Genomic DNA, 19,632 nt, shown 5'->3' with positions numbered 1-19,632 from the left:
ATTATAGTGGTTTAAAGAACGCGAACGTTCACCGCATTTAATCCCTTTTGGCCGTTTTGTACTTCATAAGACACCCTGTCGTTCTCACCGATCTCATCACTCAGGCCCGTTACATGAACAAAGATGTCTTTGCTTCCATCAGCAGGCGTAATAAAGCCAAAACCTTTAGTAGCGTTGAAGAATTTTACTGTACCTTCTTGCATTGTTATTGATTTATTGATAAAAAATTGTTTTTCCTATAGTTTTTTCGTTCCCTAGCGCCTCGCTTACCGAAAGGTACTGCTGCATGAATTTTTTCTTGTTCAGTGCAGCAATGGCACTGTCTCCTGCTGTTGCTGTATGCATATAAACATACCCAAATCCACGGGGATCATTATTACCGTCTTTGGCAATATCTGCCCACATTACTTTACCAAACTTTGAAAACAGTTGGAAAAGATCTGGTGATGCAATTTCTTTTCCCAAATTGCCTATGAATATTTTCATGGTGACTTTAACTTTTGCATACCTGGTTTACATAGCTTCACTTACTTCCAGGTACTGATTCTTATAATTTAGCTGGTTAAGCGCATGTATCGCTTTCATTCCTCCCTCCTGAGATTCCATCAGCACAAATCCAAAACCCCTTGATTGGCCGTTTTTTTTGTCCATTATTATACCTGCTGAATGAACATTGCCAAATGCTTCAAAAAGCTTGGTCAGTTCTGTTTCTGATGCCTTTAGGTGTAAATTCCCGATATATATTTTCATGAAGAATGTTTTATAGCTTGCTGATGAATAGTTAGTTTCTCGTGCGACCGCACAGATGTGGAGTTGCCGTTTTGAGACGTGCATCGTTCACGACTATAGATTGCATTTACACACTGGTATGATTTAGCTTTTCAATAACCTTTTCTGCCATTTCAACAAAGCAAACCTTCCGGGGTGGTTTGTGAAATTATCGGTAATGATTTTTACGGATTTGACCGCCCCGAATTCTGCGAAAAGATCAGTAATTGTTTCATTGATGTAATGCGACGCAGGTTCCTTATGAAAATGTTCATAATTGCTGTTTGAAAAAATATAAAATGGCAACTGAGACGCAAAAACTGAAAAGGAAGCGGAGACGATTGCAGTTCAGAGAGGGCTATGGCAGAAAACCAATATCCCCATGAAGGTACGTAATAATATTGTATAATCCCTTATCTAATTCGTATAATTCATAAATATATTGCTGTAGAAAAACTGCGGGTATTGACAATCCGGCAAGAGAGGAAAGTATACAGGCGCTACAAAGCATTGTGCTTTTTGTACCGCCTGTGTTTATTATTTTCTTAACACCTGTACATTTACAGCACTAAAGCCCTTAGGCCCTTTTTGCAATTCGTAACTGACCTTATTTCCTTTTTTCAGCAATTGCGAAATATTATTGCTATGTACAAAAATGCTCTCTTTACTTTGGCTGTCGCTGATAAATCCATATCCTTTAACTTCATCAAAAGACAGTACAAAACCGGACCGTTGTACGTCATGTTCCCTGCCTTGCGGTGCTGCCCCAAGTATAATATCCGCAGTGTCTATTTCTATACGGTTACGCATATCCGGCGGCCGGGAAGTCAGGTTCCCGTTTTCATCCAGGTACGCCATCATTTCATCCAGGCTTTTCCCTTTCTTGTTGTTGAGCTTGCGCAGCTGCATCTTCTCGACTTTCTCCTTCCGTTCTTTTGCTTTTTTCTTTTCCAGTTCCTTTTTTAAAAATGTTTCGGCCATGTATATTGATATTCTTTAGAAATGAGTAAACTTTATTAGTGCAGGTGAGCAGGTACTTTTAATACAGGTACCACGAAACCTATCAGGTTCTGGATGTTTTTCAGGTAACCTGCTTCTGCATAATCGTTAAATACCATTTAGCCACCCTAATATTTTAGCGGTGGTGTAATAATGAGCTAAAACAACACATTATTACCAGGCAACTGTATCGTAGCGGCCTGTTTGGTATTTAAATATGATGAGCAATATGATTACGGCACCATAACTGCGCATTATGAACATTGTATCCGGGAAACAAAAAGAATGGCAGTGCTCATGTCATGTTAAGATAGCAATCGGCACAACCCCATTAAAGGAAAAGATTTTCCATAATTATTTGTCGGAACATCTGGCAACCGGAAAAGCGAAGACTGAGAAGAAAGGGTGAAACGATACAAATCAGAGAAGCAAGACTTACGCCATAAGTCGTGAAGGTAACAGATATTACGCGGATAAAAAAATAAAACATTTCAGAGGACACGCTCATCCTCTCTCTTGGCCCTTATTATAAACTTATTACGCCCCCGTATTAAGGCGTTCTTTATTCCATGCCAGGCTTATCGTATAGCGAAGCGTTAAAAAGACCAAAGTACCGAAGTCTGCGGATGGATGAGTAACATCCATCCGGACTTCAAGTTACAGTAAGCCCACCGTCCATCAGATTGCTGATAAACTTTATCTTTCCCCTCACCAACCTTTTTCAGTAATTGATTGCTGCTTTATCCTGCCAATTGAAATTACCTACTCTTTTGGAGACAAGCCATTGACCATTCACCCGAATATACTCGTCCTCATAAGTAGCACCTACCGTAGTTTTTATTTTTTTGCCATTTTCATCACCTATCAACGTAATAAAACAATAACAGGATCCGGTTGCAGTATCTCCATTTATCCTAACCGTTTGTTGCCCATTGAAATGATAAACCGTGTCAAAATCCTTGAGAAACTTTTCAAATGCCTCTGCCATTTCTTTTCTCCCTTCCAGTTTTAAAATGATTTTGCCTCCCGCCACCGTTTCAGAAATGGCATTTTCGGAAAACAATTCCGTTTGATGTACAAAATCCTTTTTATCCCCAAGCATCGAGATTTTATCAATGAGTGCTCTTAAAGCAATCGTGTCTGCTAATTCCTTATGATCCATAGTTTCGTCTATTAAACAGTCAATGCAATTTTTCCCTGTATATTTCCTTTCGCCGCTCTTTCGTGTGCTTTACGGGCATCGGCTAAAGGAAAAACACTGTCTATGACCACTTTGATAGTACCATTATCAATCAAGCCGGCCAGTTCAGACAGTTGTGCACCATTGGAGCGCACCTGTGTTGCAGATACCTTAACACCTAATTTTTCTGCCTCCGCTGCACCGGAAAAACCCAATGGAAAAATCGGGAATAAAGCACCTCCTTTTTTAAGTGTTTTCAAAAAACGTCCTGTCGCAGGGCCACCAACGCAATCAACTACCAGGTCTACATCAGACACAATTTCATCAGCATTTACTTTAGTATAGTCAATAAATTCATCAGCACCAAGTTCACGCAGAACGCGCTCCTGTTTTCCAGAAGCAACAGCAATCACATGTGCGTCTTTCCATTTGGCCAACTGTACAGCAAAATGTCCAACGCCGCCGCCAGCACCGTTTACCATTACTTTTTTACCCCAAAGCGGTACCGGTTCGTGCCGGTTAGGCTGCAGTGGATTAGGTTCGTTATGCCCAAGTTCAATCAGGAACTGCCAGGCCGTAAGCAATGACATCGGTGCAGCGGCGGCTTCAACAAAATCAATGTTTTTAGGTTTCAATGCCAGGTCCGAAACCGCTACATTTACATATTCCGCGTACACCCGGCTATCTCCGTAACTGGGGAACCGTACCATAGCATACACCTCATCGCCCACAGCAAACTCCTTTACACCTTCCGCAACTTCAACCACAACCCCCGAAATATCCGTCCCCAGGATGATAGGAAACGGCACTTCGGGTTGCCATTCCGGAGGTAACATTTTGTACCCGTCACGTAAATACCAATCAGGAGGGTTTAACCCGATCGCTTTCACTTTTACCAGTACTTCTCCTTTTCCGACTTCCGGAACGGGCGCATCTTCATACCGAAGCACCTCTGGTCCGCCAAATTCATGTTGTCTTATTGCTTTCATCACTGTCGGTCTGTTATTTTTCTTTTCAGTACTCATTTTAAATAGTATTTAATCGAGTGACAAAATTAAAATGACAGTATATTTGTAGCAAGTATGTACTTTTTTGTATCCTACATACCCAAAGTAATGTATAGTTGATAATCAATAATATAAAAAATGAAAAAGAAGGAAAAAACTTGCCCGGAGGAAACGACCTGTTCCGTAGATTATGCTTTTAAGCGCATTGGAGGTAAATACAAAGGCAGGATTTTATGGTATCTCCACGAACATTCCATTTTACGTTACGGCGAATTGAGCCGGACGATGCCCGACATTACGACCAAAATGCTGACACAAACTTTAAGAGAACTGGAAGCCGACAATTTAATCCAGCGGAAAGTATACCACGAAGTCCCGCCCAAAGTAGAATATACATTGACAGAGGTAGGACAGGAGCTTATTCCTTTTATTCAATATTTAAAAGATTGGGGAGATAAACAGATAGAAAAGGAACAGGTAAAAACAATATAGGGTTTGAAAAATTAATAGCACAACTTTACACACCAAAAAAAGCCTCAACGGGAAAAACCACGCTGAATGCGATTACATGATAACAAAAAAACAACTAAAACAAATGGAAGAATTTTCTTTATAATAACTTATTTAAAGTGGATTAGGCAAGGGAACAGTCATATTTTGCTTTAAACGATTGCCATACGCTCCGTACCTGTATAAATATAAAGAATTCCTGCCTTTTTCACCCACCCAATTTATACACCATAAAGCGCATAATGCTTTTAACAAGATCCTTTGAATTGCAATGATTAAGACGCTACCCACTCAAACTTTTATTCATCGCCTTCTGTAAGTAGTCTTACAAATACACATTTTAATACGCGTATTTTTATCAATCAAAACGAATGAATTCAATTATTTTTATCGATCAATGCTTTCCTGAAACAGGTCCCCCAATTTAATAATTCTACTAAGAGTTGCCTCATGGATGCACCAAGTGGGGTAAGTGAGTATTCAACCGTGATGGGCATAGTGTCGTAAAGCTGGCGGGTAATTATTTTATTTTCCTCCAGTGCCTTTAATTCCTGCGATAACATTTTGGGGGATATATTTGAAACCGCTCTTCGTATTTCGCCAAATCTTTTATTACCATATACGATAGAAAGAACAATGGGAATTCGCCATTTTCCTTGAATTAATTCCAGCGCATCTTGTGCCGCGATCATTTCATATTGACAATCAGTTCCTGTTGTTTTCATGGGCATCATTATTAAAAGTACTTACCCAAAAGTAACTACTTACCCATGGGTAACAACTAAAATTTCGGAACCAAATGTAATTAATTTGCCCCTTAATAATAAAAGAACATGAAAAAATTACTGCTCTTATTTTTTATCTCCGTCAATACAATTTGTTTAGGACAGTCGCGCCAACCCCGGGTTTTCCTATTTGTCCCTGGTGCATTCGATGGGGGCTGGGACTATTCGAAAGTGGATGCTATTTTAAGGACCAGGGGAGAAATAGTATACCGCCCTACACTGACCGGGCTTGGTGAACGTGTAAACTCGTCCAATGCCAATATCAATCTTAGTACCTATATCGCCGATATAGTAAACCTGATTAAGTTTGAAAATCTTCATAACATTATTTTAGTAGGCCATAGCTATGCAGGCATGGTCATTTCAGGTGTAGCAGAGCAAATGCCTGACCGCATTAAGGAGTTGGTTTATCTTGACGCAATGGTTCCAAATGATGGTGAGAGCGCTGAGGAATTGGCAAAGGCAGGTGGGCTTTGGGATATGATGATGAAACCAAATATTAAGGGTGATTTTATAGTACCACCATATCCACCAACCCCCAATCCGCCTTACGATGTGCCACAACCCTTAAAAACTTTTACGGAGCCGATAAAAATCAGCAACCCCTTAGTAAAAAAAATACCGGCAGTTTTTATTGCGATGACAAAAGACGGAGCAGTTAGCCCGGTAATAGACAAGATGGGTATTTCCAGGGCCAGGTCAAGAAATTGGAAAATTTATACCTTAGAAGGAGGCCACTATGCTATGCGGGAGCAGCCGGAAAACCTGGTGAATAAATTGGAATCCGTTATTGGTGAAAATTAAGAAATGATTATAGTTAAACGATGCGATGTGGCATCCTGTCCACTATAGCAGCGGATCATGAAGTTGACCATAAAATATAATCATGGCTTATAGTTAAACCATAAGCCATGATTACATTATAATAAAATCAGGATCTTAAAGCCGTCAACAAGCCTCTCCCACATTATTTACTACTCACCTCCGCTGACCCATCCTCGAATAACCTCGTAAACGCTGTTATCTCTCCATTCTTCCGCTCAAACCTAATCCTCAAATAATCTTTATCCTCCATGGAAAACAAGTCCTTATCCATCGGAATCAAACGACTTTTAGCCCCCCCTGCCTTTGCATAATACAACTGCCCATTCTCCAAAGAAATCACCCTTTCTCCATAAGTACCTGTATACGCTTTCAAACTCTCTTCAGATAACGCTACCGGATTAATCTTCGCCTTTATATCCATTAGCGCCCATTGCGCCGGAAAATTATCAGCCGCTGCCTTGCTCAACACTTTTAAATGTGCAGTCAATAAAGCATCTTTTGCCGCTACTTCAAAATCAGGTTTTACTCCCGTACCTTCCCAGTCAGTTTTCGTAATGCTACTGATAGACCTACCCTCCGGAACAATAATAAAGAAGTGCTCACTCAACTCCACCTGCTCTACAGGATGAGCCCCACCTCCTGTAGTTTCCCCAATGATGGTGACGCGTTTCAGGTTCTGCAAACTATAACTGAAGTCTTCCGCCGCAGAAAAAGTACGCTGACTCGTCAGCAGGTAGATAGCTGCTTTAGGCAACTGCTTTCCCTGCACATAAGGAAGCGTTTTATATTGTACAAGACTATTGGTCGGCCGCCAGTAAATATCTGTCAGCGGCCTGGGTTCCCCCTCAAAGAAGTAACTGGCCAGCAACTGCACCATATCTGTAGAACCGCCTCCATTATTGCGCAGATCTATGATAACAGCATCTGCATTACTGAGGAAACTCATGGCCGCAGCGGCTGTTGCACCACCTTTGCCTGGGTCCTCAAAATAGCTCAGGTTGAGATAGCCAATGTTCCCATCAAGGATCTTCAACTCTTTAAAGCCAAAGTTTTTCGCCCGGGATACCTCGGGGTTATCTTCCATCACCGGGTGCTTTTCCACAGGACGGGGATCAAAATATACACGCAGGTGCTTGTCATGACTAACCCCTATCAGGTCAGTCGTCAACCGGTCGGCAAATGCAACAGGGTCTTTAATATTTTCGTATTGACCATTCCCATTGTTCGTATATAGCTGCTTAGCCATCTTTTCTGCCACCTCCGGATATACATACAGCGTTCTTAACTTCCGGGAAACGGAATCAATGATCCTGGATTTTTCACTCTTCCCAAAATTCTGCGCCATAGCAGGTGCAGCCATTAATAATAATAGGTATGCTAATGCCTTCATATTGATTTTTTATCAGGCACAATGTTAGAATTTAATGCTATATATTTGTTTGTACAAATCGGCCAATCTTTTATGGGTATCATCAAAACCAGCCCTCTTTTCCTGGCTAAGTATGTCCAATGTTTTTATTCTGTCCTTGACGATGAGGGCAGCAATAATATCCATCGTCGCCTGCCCGATGGTACACTGGACCTTGTTTTTAATTTAGGTGATGCCGTAAGTTTATCCCGTGACGGTGTACAATTTCAGCACATGCCGGGTGTATCGTTGACAGGACTCTACCCGGACAGGAGTTTTATTAGTTATGCAGGGAAAGTTCACCTGGTAGGCGTTGTATTCCAGCCCGGCACAGCACATTTTTTTGTGAAAGACAGCCTGGAGCATATAAAAGCCTCCACATTCGATGCCGCGGATATCTTTGGAAAAGATATCAATTTTTTGCTGGAACAGCTAGTAACATTGCCTACGGAAATAGCCAGACATCAAGTGCTTGAGCAGCTCCTCATAAAACATATCGCACAGCGCCAACAGGAATATCATCTCGATAATATATTGCATGCAGTAAATAATATTCACGCCGCGGGTGGGAACATAGACATTGGCATTTTACATCATGCCCACCTGATGAGCGAAAGAAATTTCAGGAGAAAATTTGTTGATCTTGTAGGCATGAGCCCCAAACAATATGCAGGCATTATCAGGATTAAAACATTTAGTAAACGATATAAATCTTCCCGCCTGAATTATAATAATATCCTGTATGACCTGGGATATAATGACCAGGCACATTTTAATAAGGATTTCAGGAAGGTTGTCGGGGCGGCACCAGGAGTGTATTTTAATGAAATGAATCCGATGACGGAACATTTCATTGATCTTATTTAGATATTATCCATAAACTGGTTAGAAAGTTGCCCCCTGATAATCCAGATTGACAGGCATGTCTTTGGTGGAATTAAAAGCTATCATCAATAAAAAAAATATAGATATCTGAATCTTGAGGTCCGGATATCTATAAAAATCTCTTTGCACAGTACAGGGAAAGATGTGAGTGATGAAACGATCCGCGATGATCACCGGGGCTATAATTGCCAGCCGCACCCCGTTTCACTTGTAACCAAATTATTTTTAGAAATAAATATTTATGGTCCCTTTAAAATAACCCGATCTCATTTTCATTACGCAGTTAAAAAAGAAAGAGGGTAGGAGGGGGAGGTTATAGATAATTTTATTAATTTCATCAGAACGAAACTTATTTCGTATGTAAAAATAACTATCGCACAAACAATGACCGGCCCCTGGTAGCATGAACCCTTGTTTGTTGATTAAATTAAGCACTTTCCATCTTTTAAATCAAAATTGTCGATTACATATTAATCAAAACAATTCTACCTGACCACGTTAACGATCAAATATTGATTATTTATCATGACAAAACGATATCAAACCCTCGGAATCCTACAATTTATTTGGATAACACTATTGTTGCTGTATGTTATTTCTGTATCAGCTAATCCTCCCGTTAGCCAACATCAAAAAGAAGACAACACGAAATGGGTAGGTACCTGGGGAACGGCACTTTTGGAAATACAACCTAAGGATATGCCCCCGAAACCAGGAATTGCCAACCATGTCTTAAGACAGATTGTCTGCGTCTCAATCGGTGCTGATAAGCTAAGACTGAAGTTCTCCAATAAATTTGGAAATAGCCCGCTCAGGATCAGATCGGTACAGATTGCACTTGCGAAAGATAGCAGTGCGATTGAAACGTCAACCATCGCATGGTTAACCTTCAAAGGGAAAAAGGAAGTTATTTTGCAAGCAGGTACAGAAATTTATTCCGACCCCAAATCGTTTGGGCTAAAGCCAAGGGCCAGAATCGCTATCACTATTTCTTTTGGCGAAGCCCCTTCCATTCTTACAGGGCATGGCGGCTCCCGAACTACCTCTTATCTGTTTGCCGGCAACCCTGTCAAACCCGGTGAGACCTCCACGGATATAATCAATATTGATCATTGGTACATTATTGCAGGAATTGAAGTAGCAGCCACAAATAAAACGGGATCAGTTGTCGTTTTCGGTGATTCAATCGCTGATGGACGCGGTTCTGGAACCAATAAACAAAATCGCTGGCCCGATATATTATCAGAGAATTTGCTAAAAAATCCAGCTACGGACCAGGTAGGTGTAATCAATATGGGCATCGGTGGTAATGCCATTCTTAAAGGGGGATTAGGACCTACCGGATTGCTACGTTTCAAACATGATGTACTTGATCAGCAAGGTGTCAGATGGCTTATTCTGGCCGAAGGAATTAACGACCTTGGCGGTGCACGGGACAGTTTATCTGCTGATGACATAGCACAAAATCTCATTGCCGCTTATCAACAATTCATAGATCAGGCGCACGCCAAAGGAATAAAGGTGTACGGTGCCACCATCATGCCTTTCAAAAAAAGCTTCTATTATGGGAGCTACAAAAATTCCGCTCGCAACAAGGTCAACGAATGGATCCGGAGCCCAAACCATTTCGATGCAGTCATCGACTTTGATCAGTTGATGAGAGATCCCAATGACAAAGACATTTTACAATATGAGGTACAAGCCGGAGCGAATGATTTTCTTCATCCTAACGAACTGGGTTATCGTTTAATGGGCGATGGAATAAACCTGTCTTTGTTCAGGTAATGAGAATCACGTTCTCAAAATGCCGCCTATTTGCAAACATATGCTGCCACAGAAAACCATCAATTACTATAGGATGAAAAACGACCTGTTCCTGATCTTATAGACCTATCCGTGCAACAAACCCTCCTCCCGGAGCCAGTTTAACGCTTAAGGTATCATGAGGAGATAAGGTCCTCTTCTCCCTGTCAACAGCCGTATTAGATTGTGTATCATAAATAAGAGTACCCTCCGTCATTTTTGACAGGAATGACAGCGGAATTTTTACCATTCTCCCAGTTTCGCCATTCATCACTCCAATCCACCATGTATTCCCTTTACGACGCGCAAAACCAACAACCTCCCCCATACTGGTACAAGACAATACCTTAGTTTCATCCCAGACAGTAGGAATAGTCTGAAACAGATCAAACATCGGGCTTTCAAGATAAAATTTATATTGATCACAGAAATGCGTTACCGGAGATAAGAAAACAATCGCCTGAGCAAATTCATTCGCCCAGGTATATTGCTTGCTCTTCAATTCCTCCGGGTTTAAGATAACAGGTGTAATATCCGCAGGCCCTGCCATCAGGCGGGTAAATGGCAGGCACACGTAATGCTGAAAAGGCATTACCCTGCTATACCTTGATATCTGGTATTCATTGCCCCGAACAGCCTCTCTTGTAATATCATTCGGATAAGTACGCCTCAATCCTGTAGGCTTTACACTACCATGAAAATTGAGCAATAACTTTAGTTCAGCACAATCTTCCATCGTGCCTGCATACCATTGCATCATATCGGCCGTCGCATCAGGAATAAAGTCAATTTTAATACCTACAGCACCTAAGGCCTTTATTCTTTCAAGATATTTGCGCCGATCTACAGCATTTCTACATTCCTTTGAATCAACCCAAACAATTGATTGTACACCCACTTTCTTTCCATAGTCAATCACCTCTTTTAATAAGGTCCATTGGTCTTTCCCATCTTTTCTCCAATCCCGCCAGCCATCATCTACCAGGTAGTACTCCCATTTTAACCTGGCAGCCGCATCGTACCAGTTGGCCTGATCTTCAAATTTCGGTGCACCTACACTCCACCATTGCCATAAACACCTGCCCGGTTTTACCCAGGAAAAATCACGTCCCTGCTGTGGTGCCGGGCAAACATTCGTCAACAGATCAGAGTTAATCAGGTCATTCAAATTTTTTGCAATGATAGTTGTCCTCCATGGGCTTACCTTTTGTCCTTTATAGGAGCCATCAGGAACAGCAGGACCATTATCCGTTAAGTGTTCAACCTTCCACCCATTTTTTGCAAAGGGAAAATATGCTTTTAATAAATGATCCCTTCTCATAAATGACATATCTGAAAAGTTAATACAATCAGCCTCAGATATAGACAAGTATTTGCCAGATACCTCAAAGGTAAGTGGCCCCATGATAGGCTGATTTTCCGGAATTTCACTTAACTGGGTTACATGACTAAAGGCCTCATAAGATTGACTAAAACCGGACCATGCAATTTTGGATGTACTTTCAGGAAGATTCCAGGAGGTCGATTCACCTTCTATATATTTTGTTCCAGCTGGAATCGTGTAACGTAATGCCACCCCGTCATCATATACCCTTATAATGAGATTGAATTGCCTGCCTCCGGCTTCACATGGAATACTGGCTTCATTGGCATTATTAATAACTGATGAGTGATTCCCAAAAACAGAATATTTTTCATTTAACGAACTAAATTTGCCAGCGCCAGTGATGTGAGTCTTATACCCCAGATCCACACTGTCCACAGTAAGACCCAATGGAGATACATCAATTACTTTTTCGTTTGCATATAGAACAGTATAAGAAAGTCTGTCATTTTCAACAAACACATTAACAGCAACCTGTTTATGAGGACTTTTGATCTGGACAGTTTTTTCTTTTCCATTAGCACGTACGGTAACTATCCCCATACCGCATAAAAGTAAAGCTAAGAGACCCTGTTTAATATATTTCATCATGTAACATTGAAGATAAAAACGGACTGAAAACGTGGCTAAAGTAATCAATGATGAACTGAATTGCAACAAGAACCGGGAAATAAATGATTCGTCCACTCAAGCCCGCCTTTTCCCAATCAAAGTTGCTGGAATAATGCATGTCTCTTTTTACTATTGGTCACTTATCTATTGTCCGTCATGCTATTTATATTGTCAGCGAAAATATCTTCAAAAATGCCAATAATCCTCCTTACAGCCGTTTTAAAACCTTATAAATGACGAATGTCAATTCTTAAACCCCTCTTCTTCTATGAAAAAGATCTATGGAATCTTTATTGCCCTGCTACTCTTTCAAACGTGATAAATTAACCCTCTACCTCTATCCAACGATTCTATACTTGTCATATCACTCAAAGTCAACTCAAAATCAAATACATTGAAATTCTCCCTGATCCTTTTCATATTCGCCGATTTCGGAATAACCACCACTTCTTTTTGAATCAACCATCGTAACACCACCTGGGCGATGCTCTTATTATACTTGCTTGATATCGCCTTTAAAAGTTCATTATTAAAAAGCTCGTTTCTACCCTGCGCAAAAGGTGCCCATGACTCCAACCGGATCCCCTGAGATTTCAAACCTTCCTGCATTGCTGTCCTTTGGCAAAATGGGTGCGTCTCCACCTGATTGACTGCTGGCACCACACGATGCTGCTTCAATAAATGCTGCACCTGATCCATATTGAAATTACTTACACCTATCGCCCTTACTTTACCCTCTTTATATAATTCTTCCATTGCCTTCCAGGAGGAATTGACATCCCCCTGCGGAATATGAATCAGGTACAGATCAATATAGTCAAGACCCAATTTCTTTAAGGATGCTTCAAATGAACGCTTTGCTTTTTCATGCGCGGAGTCATCTGCCGGCAAAAATTTCGTAGTCACAAAGATCTCTTCCCGTTTGACATTACTTTTTTTAATCGCTCTGCCCACCGATTCTTCATTATTGTATGCCGCAGCCGTGTCAATCAGCCTGTAGCCAGTACTTAAAGCATTCAACACAGCATGCTCACACGCTACTCCATCCCGAAGCAGGTAAGTGCCAAAACCAAGCAGCGGCATCTCTATGCCGTTATTTAATGTAATGTTCATCACTTATATCCAAAATTTTTCCTTTTAACCCCAGTACAAAAATTATTAACCTAAATGCAAATTGAACACAACCGAAGGCCATAGGCTTTCGCCATCCGGGAAAATCCCGGATGACCTACTTACCTTGCAGTCCGGCCAGGCTTGCGGGATAGCGTTCTCCCTGGAGACTGATATTATCCAAAGCCTTATTAATATTTACTAAATCATCATCGCTTAAAGTAATATTTACACCACCTATATTTTCTTCCAGGCGAGCCATTTTTGTAGTACCGGGAATCGGTACAATCCACGGCTTTTTTGCCAGCAACCATGCCAACGCAATCTGTGCCGGTCTTGCATTATGTGCTTCTGCAATCTTTATGACCAGGTCTACAATGCTTTGATTCGCTTCGCGGTTTTCTTTGGAAAAACGGGGAATGACATTTCTCCAATCGGACTTTTCAAATTCCGTGTTCGCATTCATCTTACCTGTTAAAAATCCTTTGCCCAAAGGGCTAAACGGCACGAAGCCAATACCCAGTTCTTCAAGCAATGGAATAATTTCTTTTTCAGGTTCCCGCCAGAACATAGAGTACTCGCTCTGCAGGGCAGCTACAGGTTGTACGGCATGTGCTCTTCTTATACTTTGCACGCCGGCCTCACTCATACCGAAGTGTTTTACTTTGCCTTCAGCAATCAAATCTTTTACGGTTCCCGCTACGTCTTCAATAGGCACATTCGTGTCCACGCGGTGTTGATAGAACAAGTCGATATAATCGGTTTGCAGATACCGCAGTGAGTTTTCTGCCACCTGCCTGATACGTTCCGGGCGACTATCCAAACCATCTGTATTCCTGCCGTTGTTAAAACCAAATTTGGTAGCAAAGATCACTTTATCACGTACACCACGCAATGCTTTTCCCAGCAATTGTTCATTGGCTCCCTGTCCATACACTTCCGCCGTATCAAAAAAAGTAATGCCCGATTCATAAGCTTTTTGAATGAGTGCAATGGCATCGTTTTCATTGGTTGCCGGACCATAACCATGGCTCAACCCCATGCAGCCAAAACCAAGTTCGGATACTTCTAACCCCGAGGTTCCTAATTGTCGTGTTTTCATATTGTATGTTTTCTACTGCAAAAGTGTAGAGAAAGGGCGGGGCATCTTGTATACAAATTACGGAGTTCCCTACCAATATTACTGATTAGGAATGCCAGGCATAAAAAGAATTGGGCTGTACCTGGTGTTGTAGCGCCCGCCGGGTGGCAGGAGGTAAATTTCCCCTCTGTTTATATTTGGCATGCTTTTTTAATTAGCTATCACATTAAAAATGCAAGTATGACAAATAAAACTACTCCCCGCAAAGTATTGATCATTGATGACGAAGGTGACCTGTGCCTGCTTTTAAACATACTTCTCGACGGAAAAGATATGGAAGTAGAACATGTACAAAGCATTGCCAAAGCTGAGGAATATCTTCTACAGGAATCACCATCTTTAATATTACTGGACAATCGCCTGCCTGACGGTTTTGGCATTGACTTCCTTAGTTTTGTAAAAAAAGAACATCCAGCCACCAAGGTGATTATGATTTCCGGTGTTGATGCGGCCGCTCAGGATGTAGCATTGGAAAATGGTGCGGATGCTTTTCTCAGAAAACCATTTACCCGCTCGCAATTGCACCAGGCGGTTAATGAGTTATTGGGTACAGAAGAAGCAGTTACTTCAGCATCCTAAACATTCCTTCCATAGCGATGTAGATGAGAAGGCATTCCACTCCCGGCTCATAAGCAATTCCGTTAAATTCAAAATATTTAAGGCTTTTAGATGTAAATCTGGAAGCCTTTTTTGCATTATCAGGCCCCAGCCTTGACCCTTTCAGCATACAAAACTGGACTTTTCAACAAACCACCCGGCCACGATCCCCAATTATCTTTGCTCCATAAAATTTATAGCAATGAAAAAAGTAGTTTTAGTTACCGGAGCTTCGGCTGGAATTGGTAAATCTACGGCTATCCTCTTAGCACAAAATGGCTACAATGTGTATGGCGCTGCACGCAGGATGGAAAAAATGCAGGATCTTGAATCCTATGGAATCAAACCTCTTGTATTAGACGTTACAAAAGATGAAAGTATCAGGGACGTGATCAGCCGGATTCTGGATGAAGCAGGGCGCATTGACATTTTAATAAACAATGCAGGCTTTGGTTTGGAAGGTGCAATAGAGGACGTACCCATTGCAGATGCCCGCTATCAGCTGGAAGTAAATGTGTTTGGTGCCATGCGCCTGGCCCAGCTGGTGTTACCCAAAATGCGGGAAAATAAATATGGTAAAATAGTAAATATCTCGTCAGTAGGTGGTAAAATTGCATTTCCATTAGGTGGGTGGTATCATGCAAGCAAGTTTGCATTGGAAGCATTGAGCGATAGTATGCGTATTGAAGTCCGGCAATTCGGTATCGATGTCATAGTGGTTGAACCAGGAGCTACTAAATCGGAATGGGGAACTATCGCTACAGATAGTTTAATGAAGGTATCAGGACATACAGCTTACAAAGAACTTGCAGCTAAAACACATAAAGCATTTACCAAATTATCCACTGGTCTCGCAGAACCTATAGTTATAGCGAATCTCGTAAAAAAAGGGATCGAAGCAGCACAGCCAAAAACCAGGTATACGGTGAAGGATATGAATTCAAGGGCATTATTTATCTTAAGTAAGCTTTTATCCGATAAGCTGATGGATAAATTAATAATGAGCCAGATAAAATAACAAACAATGGAAAACAATATTTTTCTTCAACATAATGTCCTGTATGCCTGTGGCTATCAAAAAGTTCAAAGTAGCGAACATTATTTTCCCGACCACGCTTTAGGGATAATGCTCTCAGGGGAATCGTATTATTTCTCAAACGAAGGAGCATTCGTCATGAAAAAAGGTGCCATCTGTCTTATGCGTAGAAACCAGTTATTCAAAAAACTGAAAAAAGCGGATCAAAATGGACAAGCACCTTCATTAATCTGCCTGTTTATTGACCAAAACACTTTACACCAATATGCAGTAAAAAATAACATTCCCAGGCAAAGCACCTATAAAGATAAAGCTTTGATCGACCTGACAGGAAACGTATTTTTAAAAGGTTTCTTTGATTCATTGTTACCATATCTTGACAACCCGAAGAACCTGACAGCAAAGATTGCGGAACTTAAAACACTGGAAGCAATTGAGCTGTTACTTCAGGCAGGAGACCTCTTTCAGAATTTCCTGTTTGATTTCCAGGAGCCACACAAGATAGACCTGGAAACGTTTATGAACCACAATTATAAGTATAACATTCCCTTACTGTCGTTTGCTAAACTCACAGGACGCAGCCTTTCAACCTTTAAAAGAGATTTTACAAAAATCTTCGACACAACACCGGAAAAGTGGCTCCAGCAAAAGCGTTTAGAGCAAGCCCATTACCTGATCTCAAAGAAAAGGCAACGCCCGTCAGATGTATATCTTGAAGTGGGCTTTGAAAACCTGTCTCACTTTTCCTTCGCATTCAAAAAACAATATGGCCTGACTCCAACCGAGTTAACCGAACAGGGTTTCCAGCAGGTAGTCAAAAATCCCGGGAAGTGAATGCATCTCTCTTCCTGCCAAAATAAATATCGTCAAATAGTTAATTTTTAAACGACTTTCTAAACTCCATTGGTTTAGCCTCAAACAAGCGGCTGAAAGATACTACAAGAGAATGGTCCTGGGCGCTAAAGTTCTTTTTTTTATTTTATCAATATCGTAATAAATTTGATGATATCCCATTTTATGTTTGCATTAAGACCCCGATTATTCATCAGTTATGCCCGGGAAGACGAGGCATTTGCAAGAACGCTCAATGCTGCTCTCAACCAGGCAGGCTACCATACGTTCTTCGATAAAAGCACAATAAAGATCGGCGATGTATTCCCTGAAAAAATTATCCGTGCACTAAAACGCACTGATGCCTGTATTCTCATCATGTCCCCATATTCCGTTCAGAGTGAATGGTGTAAACTTGAATCGTTCAGGAATTGCTCATTTAGTAATTGCCGTTTTCCTAATGAAGCAATTCCTGAAAAGTTGAAAGGCAGAAATTTTGTTAATAATGATTAAATTTTAGTTGAGGAAGCATGTTCCTGCTGCCATTCTCCAAACGCCTTTTCCAGTGCTCTCCCTATTTCAGCAGGCTGTTGCGCACCCGCAATCCCATATTTGCGGTTAATTACAAAAAATGGAACCCCTCTCAGCCCCAATGCCTGCGCATCATTGACTTCACTATGCACCTTTTGTACATACACCGGGTTTGTCAGTGCTTCATCCACCTCCGCTTCCGCCAACCCGATTTCCTTGCCCAATTCCTTCAGCGTGCTAATATCACCTAAGTTTTTCCCTTCTGTGAAGTAAGCATAAAAGAACCGCTCCTCTGCTTGGTCACCCAAACCTTTCGTCTTCGCAAATTGTATAATCCGATGAGCATTGAGCGAATTTGCCACGATGGCCTTATCAAAGTTATATGTAAGCCCTACGCTATTCGCATATTGAATTACCTGTTGATGTAATTCTCTGGATTGCTCATAACTCATTCCTTTTCGTTCCGCCACATACTCATAAATAGATGCCTGTTGGGGTAGCTTTTCCGGGATAGTCGGATCCAGCTGAAAACTCTTCCACTCTACTTCAATCAATTCTTTATTCGGAAAATTATTCAATGCAGCTTCAAAATTCCGCTTCCCGATATAACAAAATGGGCACATAATATCGCTCCAGATTTCTACTTTCATATTAACTTTTTAAATGACTGGTAATAACTATTCTCCAGGCTACAAAATTATCTACATTTAGTTACCAAATGTAAGCACTTACCTCCAGGTGACTACCCGCCCCTTAAAAAAGTGTTCCCGGTTCATCATAAAAAACTGTAAATCAGAATTCCATCCGTCGAACGTCCCGTAAAATAAAACAGGTGGTTTGATGTGGGAGCTAATTATTAATCATATCACCATTTCTTAATCTGCTCATTGAAGAGCTTTAATACCTTTTTTATCAGCGTGGCTTTTTCTTTTCGCTTCTGAGCCACCTTCAGCATCCGGTCCAGCGTATTTACAGTAGTCTCCAGCATCCACAAATCCTTGTCACAAACGATCGCTTTCTCAAAATTCTCAAGCGCCTTTCTTTCATTTCCTGTCACCAGCGCTATTTCTACCAGCGTAGCATAATCCCAGTAATCTTCAGATTTAGCCAGTTTTCTTTGTACTGCATATTCTACCACACATGCCAGTGACTGGATTTTCTCAAAGTCTCCTTTTACGTACAATAAAGTCAATAAATTTGTTCCAGGGTACGCATCCCGCCAGTCTGCCTCCATGCCTTTCTGATAGGTCTCAATGGCTTTATCCAGGTACCCTTTGGCCTTTGCTATATTTTGATCAATAATCGCGGCATCATAGAGATCTTTATAAACCCTTCCTAAGATCCCATATGTTTCACTACTGGGACCATTTTGTTTTAATACCCCTTCAAGCACCCTTATGGCCTCTTCCTTTTCACCGGTTCTATTATAGGCAAAACCCAATTGTTCCTGTACCATGACTGTGTTTTTGACATGGCTGGGCATGTTTTCTATAAAAGCGATCATTCTGGGATAGGCTCCCAAAGAGCGGTAAGAAATCATGAAATCAATTAATACACCTGCTTCCTCGTTTTCCGGATCTATTTCAATTTTGTCCAGCTCCTCCAGTATCTGTGCAGTACTGTACTTTTTATTGCTTCTTATTTTTTTTAGCTTTTTCTTCATCTCCACATTATATTCCACCTGGTCGCGGAATATATCTGTTTTTTGATGCGCTACGCTGTTTTGAAATGATATACCGTCTACCAACTGGTAAATAGGGCTATCAGTATCCTTTCTCTTCTTAGCTGTTTTCAATTTCCCTGTCAGGCTCTCCATATCCTCTTTCGGCTTTGTAAGTCCTTTTTTCTTATCATAAGAATAGGGCATGCAACGAACCGAATTTACATCAAAGGGCAATGGAGACCCATTCGCATAGATATTAATCGTTGTATGCGGTTTTACGGCATGCCGGATGCCCAGTTCATAAAGCACATTGGCATTGGACGTGGTAAGGTCTGCCACTGCGTAGTCACAAAGAATCAGGCGCTCATACATAGGTTTGTGAATAATGCCGTCTACCGTCTCCTCATCAGCTCTGATCGCCTGCATACCTGCCGCTTCGATGGCAGGCACAATTAAAGTGTCATATATTGCATTAAAATCAATCTCGTTTCCTTCAGCATCTTTTTTCCTGTTGAAAGGCATGATGACAAAGCACAATGGTTTCATTATAAGAAATA

General features: G+C 41.1%; 22 protein-coding genes. 8 read left to right on the top strand and 14 right to left on the bottom strand.

The annotated features are described in order from the left end of the window. Nucleotides 1–11: 11 nt before the first annotated feature. The 7 genes from DXN04_RS23050 to DXN04_RS23020 all read right to left on the bottom strand — a co-directional run bounded on the left by DXN04_RS23050 (nt 12) and on the right by DXN04_RS23020 (nt 3,972). Nucleotides 12–203 (bottom strand): cold-shock protein, encoded by a 192-nt coding sequence (locus DXN04_RS23050; protein ID WP_116855759.1) that lies wholly within the window; start codon nt 201–203, stop codon nt 12–14. Between the two features lie 10 nt (nt 204–213). Further along, nucleotides 214–486, bottom strand: coding sequence for an RNA recognition motif domain-containing protein (locus DXN04_RS23045; protein ID WP_116855758.1), 273 nt, complete (start codon nt 484–486; stop codon nt 214–216). A gap of 27 nt (nt 487–513) precedes the next feature. After that, nucleotides 514–750, bottom strand: a complete 237-nt coding sequence (locus DXN04_RS23040) for an RNA recognition motif domain-containing protein (RefSeq protein WP_116855757.1) — start codon at nt 748–750, stop codon at nt 514–516. Between the two features lie 123 nt (nt 751–873). After that, a complete protein-coding gene (locus DXN04_RS35865; RefSeq protein ID WP_158569116.1) occupies nt 874–1,074 on the bottom strand; it encodes a hypothetical protein in 201 nt (66 codons plus the stop codon). Nucleotides 1,075–1,305: 231 nt separating this feature from the next. Beyond that, nucleotides 1,306–1,749, bottom strand: coding sequence for a cold shock domain-containing protein (locus tag DXN04_RS23030; protein ID WP_116855755.1), 444 nt, complete (start codon nt 1,747–1,749; stop codon nt 1,306–1,308). Nucleotides 1,750–2,488: 739 nt separating this feature from the next. Further along, complete coding sequence (locus DXN04_RS23025; RefSeq protein WP_116855754.1) at nt 2,489–2,929, bottom strand: nuclear transport factor 2 family protein; 441 nt, start codon at nt 2,927–2,929, stop codon at nt 2,489–2,491. A gap of 11 nt (nt 2,930–2,940) precedes the next feature. Further along, nucleotides 2,941–3,972 carry an NADP-dependent oxidoreductase gene (locus DXN04_RS23020; RefSeq protein ID WP_199415114.1) on the bottom strand — a complete coding sequence of 344 codons (1,032 nt, stop codon included), beginning with the start codon at nt 3,970–3,972 and terminating at the stop codon, nt 2,941–2,943. A gap of 120 nt (nt 3,973–4,092) precedes the next feature. On the opposite strand from DXN04_RS23020, the gene DXN04_RS23015 reads away from it, so the two are divergent. Further along, complete coding sequence (locus DXN04_RS23015; protein ID WP_116855753.1) at nt 4,093–4,446, top strand: winged helix-turn-helix transcriptional regulator; 354 nt, start codon at nt 4,093–4,095, stop codon at nt 4,444–4,446. Nucleotides 4,447–4,841: 395 nt separating this feature from the next. Here the strand turns inward: DXN04_RS23015 and DXN04_RS23010 are convergent, their stop codons facing one another. Then, complete coding sequence (locus DXN04_RS23010) at nt 4,842–5,189, bottom strand: winged helix-turn-helix transcriptional regulator (protein WP_116856009.1); 348 nt, start codon at nt 5,187–5,189, stop codon at nt 4,842–4,844. 108 nt (nt 5,190–5,297) lie between these two features. Here DXN04_RS23010 and DXN04_RS23005 point away from each other — a divergent pair, with 108 nt between their 5' ends. Next, nucleotides 5,298–6,053: an alpha/beta fold hydrolase gene (locus DXN04_RS23005; protein WP_116855752.1), complete on the top strand. Its 756-nt coding sequence runs from the start codon at nt 5,298–5,300 to the stop codon at nt 6,051–6,053. A 163-nt stretch (nt 6,054–6,216) separates the two neighbouring features. Here the strand turns inward: DXN04_RS23005 and DXN04_RS23000 are convergent, their stop codons facing one another. Then, nucleotides 6,217–7,464 (bottom strand): S41 family peptidase, encoded by a 1,248-nt coding sequence (locus DXN04_RS23000; RefSeq protein WP_116855751.1) that lies wholly within the window; start codon nt 7,462–7,464, stop codon nt 6,217–6,219. 72 nt (nt 7,465–7,536) lie between these two features. Here DXN04_RS23000 and DXN04_RS22995 point away from each other — a divergent pair, with 72 nt between their 5' ends. Together DXN04_RS22995 and DXN04_RS22985 are read left to right on the top strand one after the other, a co-directional pair. Continuing rightward, nucleotides 7,537–8,349 carry a helix-turn-helix domain-containing protein gene (locus tag DXN04_RS22995; RefSeq protein ID WP_158569115.1) on the top strand — a complete coding sequence of 271 codons (813 nt, stop codon included), beginning with the start codon at nt 7,537–7,539 and terminating at the stop codon, nt 8,347–8,349. Between the two features lie 543 nt (nt 8,350–8,892). Continuing rightward, nucleotides 8,893–10,152: an SGNH/GDSL hydrolase family protein gene (locus tag DXN04_RS22985; RefSeq protein WP_116855748.1), complete on the top strand. Its 1,260-nt coding sequence runs from the start codon at nt 8,893–8,895 to the stop codon at nt 10,150–10,152. 97 nt (nt 10,153–10,249) lie between these two features. Here DXN04_RS22985 and DXN04_RS22980 read toward each other — a convergent pair whose 3' ends face one another. The 3 genes from DXN04_RS22980 to DXN04_RS22970 form a co-directional block, all read right to left on the bottom strand. Beyond that, nucleotides 10,250–12,097 (bottom strand): glycoside hydrolase family 97 protein, encoded by a 1,848-nt coding sequence (locus DXN04_RS22980; protein ID WP_199415113.1) that lies wholly within the window; start codon nt 12,095–12,097, stop codon nt 10,250–10,252. A gap of 378 nt (nt 12,098–12,475) precedes the next feature. Then, the gene (locus DXN04_RS22975; RefSeq protein WP_233525676.1) at nt 12,476–13,279 is read right to left on the bottom strand and encodes an aldo/keto reductase; all 804 of its coding nucleotides are present in this window, start codon (nt 13,277–13,279) and stop codon (nt 12,476–12,478) included. Nucleotides 13,280–13,394: 115 nt separating this feature from the next. Then, nucleotides 13,395–14,378 carry an aldo/keto reductase gene (locus DXN04_RS22970; protein ID WP_116855746.1) on the bottom strand — a complete coding sequence of 328 codons (984 nt, stop codon included), beginning with the start codon at nt 14,376–14,378 and terminating at the stop codon, nt 13,395–13,397. Between the two features lie 219 nt (nt 14,379–14,597). On the opposite strand from DXN04_RS22970, the gene DXN04_RS22965 reads away from it, so the two are divergent. From DXN04_RS22965 to DXN04_RS22950, 4 genes are all read left to right on the top strand, one after another. Beyond that, nucleotides 14,598–14,996, top strand: coding sequence for a response regulator (locus tag DXN04_RS22965; RefSeq protein ID WP_116855745.1), 399 nt, complete (start codon nt 14,598–14,600; stop codon nt 14,994–14,996). A gap of 220 nt (nt 14,997–15,216) precedes the next feature. Further along, nucleotides 15,217–16,032 carry an oxidoreductase gene (locus tag DXN04_RS22960; protein WP_116855744.1) on the top strand — a complete coding sequence of 272 codons (816 nt, stop codon included), beginning with the start codon at nt 15,217–15,219 and terminating at the stop codon, nt 16,030–16,032. Nucleotides 16,033–16,038: 6 nt separating this feature from the next. Further along, the gene (locus DXN04_RS22955) at nt 16,039–16,884 is read left to right on the top strand and encodes a helix-turn-helix domain-containing protein (RefSeq protein ID WP_116855743.1); all 846 of its coding nucleotides are present in this window, start codon (nt 16,039–16,041) and stop codon (nt 16,882–16,884) included. Between the two features lie 183 nt (nt 16,885–17,067). Further along, nucleotides 17,068–17,394 carry a toll/interleukin-1 receptor domain-containing protein gene (locus DXN04_RS22950; protein WP_158569114.1) on the top strand — a complete coding sequence of 109 codons (327 nt, stop codon included), beginning with the start codon at nt 17,068–17,070 and terminating at the stop codon, nt 17,392–17,394. Here the strand turns inward: DXN04_RS22950 and DXN04_RS22945 are convergent. Together DXN04_RS22945 and DXN04_RS22940 are read right to left on the bottom strand one after the other, a co-directional pair. After that, complete coding sequence (locus DXN04_RS22945) at nt 17,391–18,062, bottom strand: DsbA family oxidoreductase (protein ID WP_116855741.1); 672 nt, start codon at nt 18,060–18,062, stop codon at nt 17,391–17,393. The genes DXN04_RS22950 and DXN04_RS22945 overlap by 4 nt on opposite strands. Nucleotides 18,063–18,277: 215 nt before the next feature. Further along, a complete protein-coding gene (locus tag DXN04_RS22940; protein ID WP_116855740.1) occupies nt 18,278–19,621 on the bottom strand; it encodes a TRAFs-binding domain-containing protein in 1,344 nt (447 codons plus the stop codon). Nucleotides 19,622–19,632: the final 11 nt, after the last annotated feature.

It is taken from the genome of Chitinophaga silvisoli (assembly GCF_003412465.1).
Classification (GTDB): domain Bacteria; phylum Bacteroidota; class Bacteroidia; order Chitinophagales; family Chitinophagaceae; genus Chitinophaga; species Chitinophaga silvisoli.
This window is presented reverse-complemented; position numbering and strand designations above follow the sequence as displayed.